The 5,515-nt window shown below is 69.0% G+C and carries 8 protein-coding genes; all 8 read left to right on the forward strand.

Annotated elements, in window-relative coordinates:
* The first annotated feature begins 75 nt into the window (after positions 1-75).
* Positions 76-666: an imidazoleglycerol-phosphate dehydratase HisB gene (gene hisB / locus VHK87_RS19370; protein ID WP_329636535.1), complete on the forward strand. Its 591-nt coding sequence runs from the start codon at positions 76-78 to the stop codon at positions 664-666.
* 14 nt (positions 667-680) lie between these two features.
* Complete coding sequence (hisH, locus tag VHK87_RS19375) at positions 681-1,322, forward strand: imidazole glycerol phosphate synthase subunit HisH (protein ID WP_329636536.1); 642 nt, start codon at positions 681-683, stop codon at positions 1,320-1,322.
* Positions 1,319-2,041: a 1-(5-phosphoribosyl)-5-[(5-phosphoribosylamino)methylideneamino]imidazole-4-carboxamide isomerase gene (gene hisA / locus VHK87_RS19380; RefSeq protein ID WP_329636537.1), complete on the forward strand. Its 723-nt coding sequence runs from the start codon at positions 1,319-1,321 to the stop codon at positions 2,039-2,041. The genes hisH and hisA overlap by 4 nt, the downstream gene beginning before the upstream one ends.
* Positions 2,038-2,838 carry an imidazole glycerol phosphate synthase subunit HisF gene (hisF, locus tag VHK87_RS19385; RefSeq protein ID WP_349256856.1) on the forward strand — a complete coding sequence of 267 codons (801 nt, stop codon included), beginning with the start codon at positions 2,038-2,040 and terminating at the stop codon, positions 2,836-2,838. Before hisA ends, hisF begins: the two co-directional genes overlap by 4 nt.
* Positions 2,835-3,158, forward strand: a complete 324-nt coding sequence (locus tag VHK87_RS19390) for a phosphoribosyl-ATP diphosphatase (RefSeq protein ID WP_329636539.1) — start codon at positions 2,835-2,837, stop codon at positions 3,156-3,158. Before hisF ends, VHK87_RS19390 begins: the two co-directional genes overlap by 4 nt.
* A 323-nt stretch (positions 3,159-3,481) precedes the next feature.
* A complete protein-coding gene (locus tag VHK87_RS19395; RefSeq protein ID WP_329636540.1) occupies positions 3,482-4,732 on the forward strand; it encodes a pilus assembly protein TadG-related protein in 1,251 nt (416 codons plus the stop codon).
* 2 nt (positions 4,733-4,734) lie between these two features.
* Complete coding sequence (locus VHK87_RS19400; RefSeq protein WP_329636541.1) at positions 4,735-5,154, forward strand: hypothetical protein; 420 nt, start codon at positions 4,735-4,737, stop codon at positions 5,152-5,154.
* Positions 5,144-5,515, forward strand: a 372-nt coding sequence (locus tag VHK87_RS19405; RefSeq protein WP_329636542.1) for a TadE/TadG family type IV pilus assembly protein, incomplete at its 3' end; no start/stop codon positions are given. The genes VHK87_RS19400 and VHK87_RS19405, both read left to right, overlap by 11 nt.

Genomic DNA, 5,515 nt, shown 5'->3' on the forward strand with positions numbered 1-5,515 from the left:
GTGATCTCGCACTATGGCCCACGGCCCCAGGTTCCGCTGAAGGACTTGGCCGCCCGCGAAGGACTTTGAACCGCCATGGCCCGCACGGCTGAGGTCGTCCGCGAGACCAAGGAGACCCAGATCCGGGTGGAGCTGGATCTCGACGGCTCCGGCCGCTCGGAAATCTCCACCGGCATCGGCTTCTTCGACCACATGCTGGAGAGCTTCGCCCGGCACGGCGGCATCGACATGAAGGTCGCCACCAAGGGCGACCTGCACATCGACATGCACCACACCGTGGAGGACACCGGCATTGTGATCGGTCAGGCGGTGAACAAGGCGCTGGACGGCTTCAGGGGCGTCCGGCGGTTCGGCCATGCCTACATTCCCATGGACGAGACGCTGACCCGCTGCGCCCTCGACCTATCCAATCGGCCCTACCTGATCTGGAAGGTCGCTTTCGCGCGACCGAAGGTCGGCGAGATGGACACCGAGCTCTTCAAGGAATTCCACCACGCGTTCGCGATGAACGCGGGCGCCTGCGTGCACCTGGAGACGCTGTACGGGGACAACACCCACCACATCGCCGAGAGCGGCTTCAAGGCCCTGGCGCGCGCGCTCCGGATGGCCGTCGAGCTCGATCCCAAGACCCACGGCCACGCCCCCTCCACGAAGGGCGTGCTCTGAAGGATAAATCCAAGATGCAGAGCGTCGCCCTGATCGACTACGGGTCGGGCAATCTCCGCTCGGCCGAAAAAGCGCTGGTGAGAGCCGCGGATAGCTCGGCCATCGGCGGGCGGATCGAAGTCACCTGCGATCCGGACAAGATCGCCTCCGCCGACCGGATCGTACTGCCGGGAGTCGGCGCCTTCGCGGCCTGCATGTCCGCACTGGGCGCCCGGCCCGGCCTGACCGAGGCTATGAGCGAAGCGGTACAGAAACGCGGCGTGCCGTTCCTCGGCGTCTGCGTTGGCATGCAGCTGTTGGCCACCCGCGGCCTGGAGTTCGGCGAGACACCGGGCCTGAACTGGATCGCCGGCGATGTGCGCAGGCTCGAGCCCGGCGACCCGCAGCTGAAGGTCCCGCACATGGGGTGGAACGACCTCACCCTCGCCCGGACCAGCGACGTGCTGGACGGGGCCGAGGGCCGGCCGATGTATTTCACCCACTCGTTCGCCTTCGCGCCAGCGGACGAGGGCGACGTCACCGCCTGGGCCGAGCACGGCGAGCGTTTCGCCGCCGCGGTCCAGCGGGACAACGTGGCCGGCGTGCAATTCCACCCCGAGAAGTCGCAGGCCGCCGGCCTGGCCTTGCTCACCCGTTTCCTGGAGTGGCGACCGTGATCCTTTATCCCGCCATCGACCTGAAGGACGGCGTCTGCGTACGCGTGCTGCACGGGGACCTCGGCAAGGCGACAGTGTTCAACACCTCGCCCGCCGACCAGGCCCGCACGTTTGCGGACGCCGGCTTCCACTGGATCCACGTGGTCGACCTGAACGGCGCGGTCGAGGGCCGCGCGGTCAACGCCGACGCGGTGAAGGCCATCCTCGGCGCCGTCTCGATACCCGTGCAGCTGGGCGGCGGCATCCGCACGCTGGCCGACATCGAGCGTTGGATCGAGGCCGGGGTCTCGCGGGTGATCCTCGGCACGGTGGCGGTGCGCGAGCCCGAGATCGTGCGCGAGGCGGCCCGCCAGTTCCCCGAGCAGATCGCCGTCAGCGTCGACGTCCGCGCCGGCAAGGTCGCCGTCCAGGGCTGGACGGAGGACTCCGACTTGGACGCGGTCACCGTCGCCAAGCAGTTCGAGGACGCCGGCGTCGGCGCCCTGATCGTCACCGACATCGACCGCGACGGCGCCCTGATGGGCTTCAATGTCGAGGTGTTCGGGGCCATGGCCGACGCGGTCTCGATCCCGGTGATCGCCGCGGGGGGCTTGGCTTCGGTCAAGGACATCGAAAAGCTGAAGGCCCGGGAGGGCCGGCCGATTTCCGGCGCGGTGCTCGGCCGAGCGCTCTACACCGGCGCGATCACCGCCGACGAGGCCCTGAGGGCCGCCGCCTGATGCTGAAGGTCCGGGTCATCCCGTGCCTCGACGTGAAGGATGGCCGGGTGGTGAAGGGCGTCCAGTTCGTCTCGCTGCGCGACGCAGGCGACCCTGTCGAACAGGCGAGAGCCTACGATGCGGCCGGGGCCGACGAGCTGATGTTCCTGGATATCACCGCCAGCCACGAGCGCCGGGACACCATCTTGGACGTCGTCCGCCGCACCGCCGACGTGTGCTTCATGCCGCTGTCGGTCGGCGGCGGGATCCGTTCGGTGGAGGACGCCCGCCGACTGCTGCTGGCCGGCGCGGACAAGGTCAGCATCAACACCTCGGCGGTGGAGAACCGCAGGCTGATCAGCGAGATAGCTGACGCGTTCGGCTCCCAGGCGACGGTCGTCGCCATTGACGCCAAGCATGGACCCGCCGGGGCGGGCTGCGATGGCCGCAACGATTGCTGGGAGGTGTTCACCTACGGCGGGCGCAAGGCGACGGGCCTCAACGTGGTCGCATACGCCGTCGATGCGGTGAAGTACGGGGCGGGCGAGATCCTGCTGACGTCCATGGATCGCGACGGCGCCAAGACCGGCTACGACCTCGACCTGCTGAAGGCGGTTTCCAGCGCGGTCTCCGTGCCGGTGATCGCCTCGGGCGGAGCCGGAAACGCGCAGCACATGGTCGATGCGGTGAAGGTCGGCGGGGCCGACGCCGTGCTCGCCGCCTCGATCTTCCACTTCGGCGAGGTCTCGGTGGGCGAGGTGAAGACCGCCATGGCCGCCGCGGGCGTCGCCGTCCGCCAGACGGGAGCCGCCGCATGAGCCGTCTGGCCGAGGTGCTGACGCGCCTCTCCGCCGTGATCGAGAGCCGCAAGGGCGCGGATCCCGCCAGCTCTTACACCGCCGGGCTGCTGGCCGACCCCGCCCGCGCCGCCAAGAAGATGGGTGAAGAGGCCGTGGAGACGGTGATCGCCGCCGTGCAGGGCGATCCCGCCGCGCTGACCGCCGAAAGCGCCGACCTGCTTTACCACTGGCTGGTCGTCCTGACCGCCTCGGGGGTCGATCTGGACGCCGTGGCAGCCCAGCTGGAGGCCCGCGAAGGCCGTTCCGGGGTCGATGAGAAGGCCTCCCGCCGCGGCTGACTCGTTAAAATGCTGCGGCAGGCTGTCGCAGGTCAGGCGAGTTTCGCCCCCCAAAATTAACCTCCGGCCGCCTCCAGGCGCCTGCGCCTATACGCGCGCGAGTCCCTTCCGCGCAGGAGCGGGCGTGAGCCATAGTTGGGCCGAAAAGCGCTGTCTTTCCCGGACCTTGGGCCGCCGCAGGTAAGGTCATCCGTTCAGGCGGCGTTTAGGGATTGCCGCTATTCCCGCAGGACGCCGCGGAATCCGCGCCCGACGACATGGCGAGGTCCGTTAACCATCGGACTTATCGCCGGTTTCAGCATGCCCGCCGCAAAGATGGCGGCATGCGCTATCCGTCTGCAACCCGACACAAGCCGGCCGAGGCCCGCCGTTTCGGCCGCGCCGAGGGCGGCAACGTGGCCGTGCTGTTCGCGCTGGTCCTGCCCCTGGTGATCGGTTCCGCCGGCCTCGGCGTCGAGACCACCTACTGGCACTACAAGCGCCTGCAGCTCCAGGCCGCCGCCGACAGCGCCGCCCATGCCGGGGCGATGGAGCGGCGCAGCGGCTCGGACGCGGCGCTGGTGACCACCATCGCCACCCAGGCGGCCGAGGAGAACGGCTACGCGTCCTCGGCCGGGACCATCCAGGTCTACGCGCCGCCGATCTCCGGCCCGTCTACGGGCGGGCAGGCGGTGGAGGTGCGGCTGACCTTCAACGGCGACCGGTTCTTCACCAAGATCTTCTCCCAGGGTCAGGTGCTGATCGCCACCCGGGCGGTGGCGGCCTTCAACAACGCCAGCACCGCCTGCGTGCTCGCCCTGCACCCGACCCAGGGCAGCGCGGCTCAGTTCCAGGGCTCCTCCACGGTTACGCTCAACGGCTGCAGCGTGATGGCCAACTCGGTCGCCAGCGACGCGCTGGCGGTGCAGGGCGCGACCATCGTCTCCACCGACTGCCTGATCGCGGTCGGCGGCGTGCTCGCCAGCGGATCCATCACCATGAGCGAGTGCGAGGAGCCGGTGGAGAATGCGCCGCCCGTCGCCGACCCTTACGCCAACGTCCCCGAGCCGGCGCTGCCGTCCGGTCCCTGCCGGAACGCCAACTACGGCCCCTTGCCCAACGTGCGCTACTGCAACGGGTTGGACCTGGACGGCAACACCACCCTGGCGCCCGGCGTCTATTACATCTCGGGCGGCAACCTGCGGATCGGGGCTCACGCCAACATCACCGGGAACGGAGTCACCTTCTACCTGGGGGCTGGAGCCGGGCTGACGATAAACAGCAACGCCAAGATGACCCTCAAGGCGCCCGGCCCCAGCAGCGGCTCGCCCTACGCGGGGTTGCTGTTCTTCGGCGCCCGTAACAGCCTCGGGAACGTCACCTTCAACGGCACGGCCGACTCGAAGATGACCGGGGCGCTGTACTTCCCTAGCCGGGACATCCGCTACAACGGCAACTTCTCCGGCGAGAACGGCTGCACCCAGATCGTCGCGAGCACCATCGTCTGGACCGGCAACACCTCCATCTCCGCCGACTGCACCGACTACGGCATTCGGCCGATCCCCGTCCTCTCACTCGTCAAGCTTACGGAGTGACCATGCGCAAGCTCATGACTTTCTGGCGCGACCAGCGCGGCGCGGCCATCCTCGAACTGGCCTTCGTCGCCCCGATCATCGGCGGCATGGCAGCGGTGTCCTTCGCCGCCTGGGACGTGGCCAGCCGCCAGCAGGACATGCGGGCGGCCCTGGAGGTCGGCGCCGAGTACTACATGAACGGCGGCCCGAGCGACGCGATCGCCAAGACCGCCGCCGCCGACGCCTGGCGCAACGCGCCGGAGGACGCGGTGGTGACGTCCGAGCGAATCTGCCGCTGCGGCACGACGGTGACGATCTGCACCAACATGTGCGCCAACAACGCCCCGCCGTCGGTCTATGTGCACCTGACCGCGTCCGGCACGGCGCCGGAGTCGATGTTCACTCCGCACCAGACCGCGGAGCGCGTCGTCCGTGTCCGCTAAACGGGCCCGGCGCTGGCTTGGCGACCGCAGCGGCGCCACCGCGGCCGAGTTCGCGCTGGCCCTGCCGGTGTTCGTCGTCATGCTGTTCGGCATCTTCGAGTTCGGCTGGACGCAGCACTGCCTGTCGGCGACCCGCTATGCGATGGAGATCGCCGCGCGCGACCTGATGCTGAACCCGAACCTGACAGAGACCCAGCTGGAGACGCGCGTGCGCGAACAGCTGCAGCAAACCGCGGACCCGAACGTGGACATCACGCTCAGCGTCGCCGACGGCCCGGCCGGCAAGATCGCCACCCTGACCGGCGTCTATGTGCGCCAGATCGGCATCCCCATGCTGCCGACGTTCCCAATCAACCACACC

Source organism: Phenylobacterium sp. (assembly GCF_036263695.1).
Taxonomy (GTDB): Bacteria; Pseudomonadota; Alphaproteobacteria; order Caulobacterales; family Caulobacteraceae; genus Phenylobacterium.

Coding starts and splice junctions, on each gene's coding strand:
- hisH (WP_329636536.1), top strand. CDS start 681: ATGCAGAGCGTCGCCCTGATCGACTACGGGTCGGGCAATCTCCGCTCG.
- hisB (WP_329636535.1), top strand. CDS start 76: ATGGCCCGCACGGCTGAGGTCGTCCGCGAGACCAAGGAGACCCAGATC.
- VHK87_RS19400 (WP_329636541.1), top strand. CDS start 4,735: ATGCGCAAGCTCATGACTTTCTGGCGCGACCAGCGCGGCGCGGCCATC.
- VHK87_RS19390 (WP_329636539.1), top strand. CDS start 2,835: ATGAGCCGTCTGGCCGAGGTGCTGACGCGCCTCTCCGCCGTGATCGAG.
- VHK87_RS19395 (WP_329636540.1), top strand. CDS start 3,482: ATGCGCTATCCGTCTGCAACCCGACACAAGCCGGCCGAGGCCCGCCGT.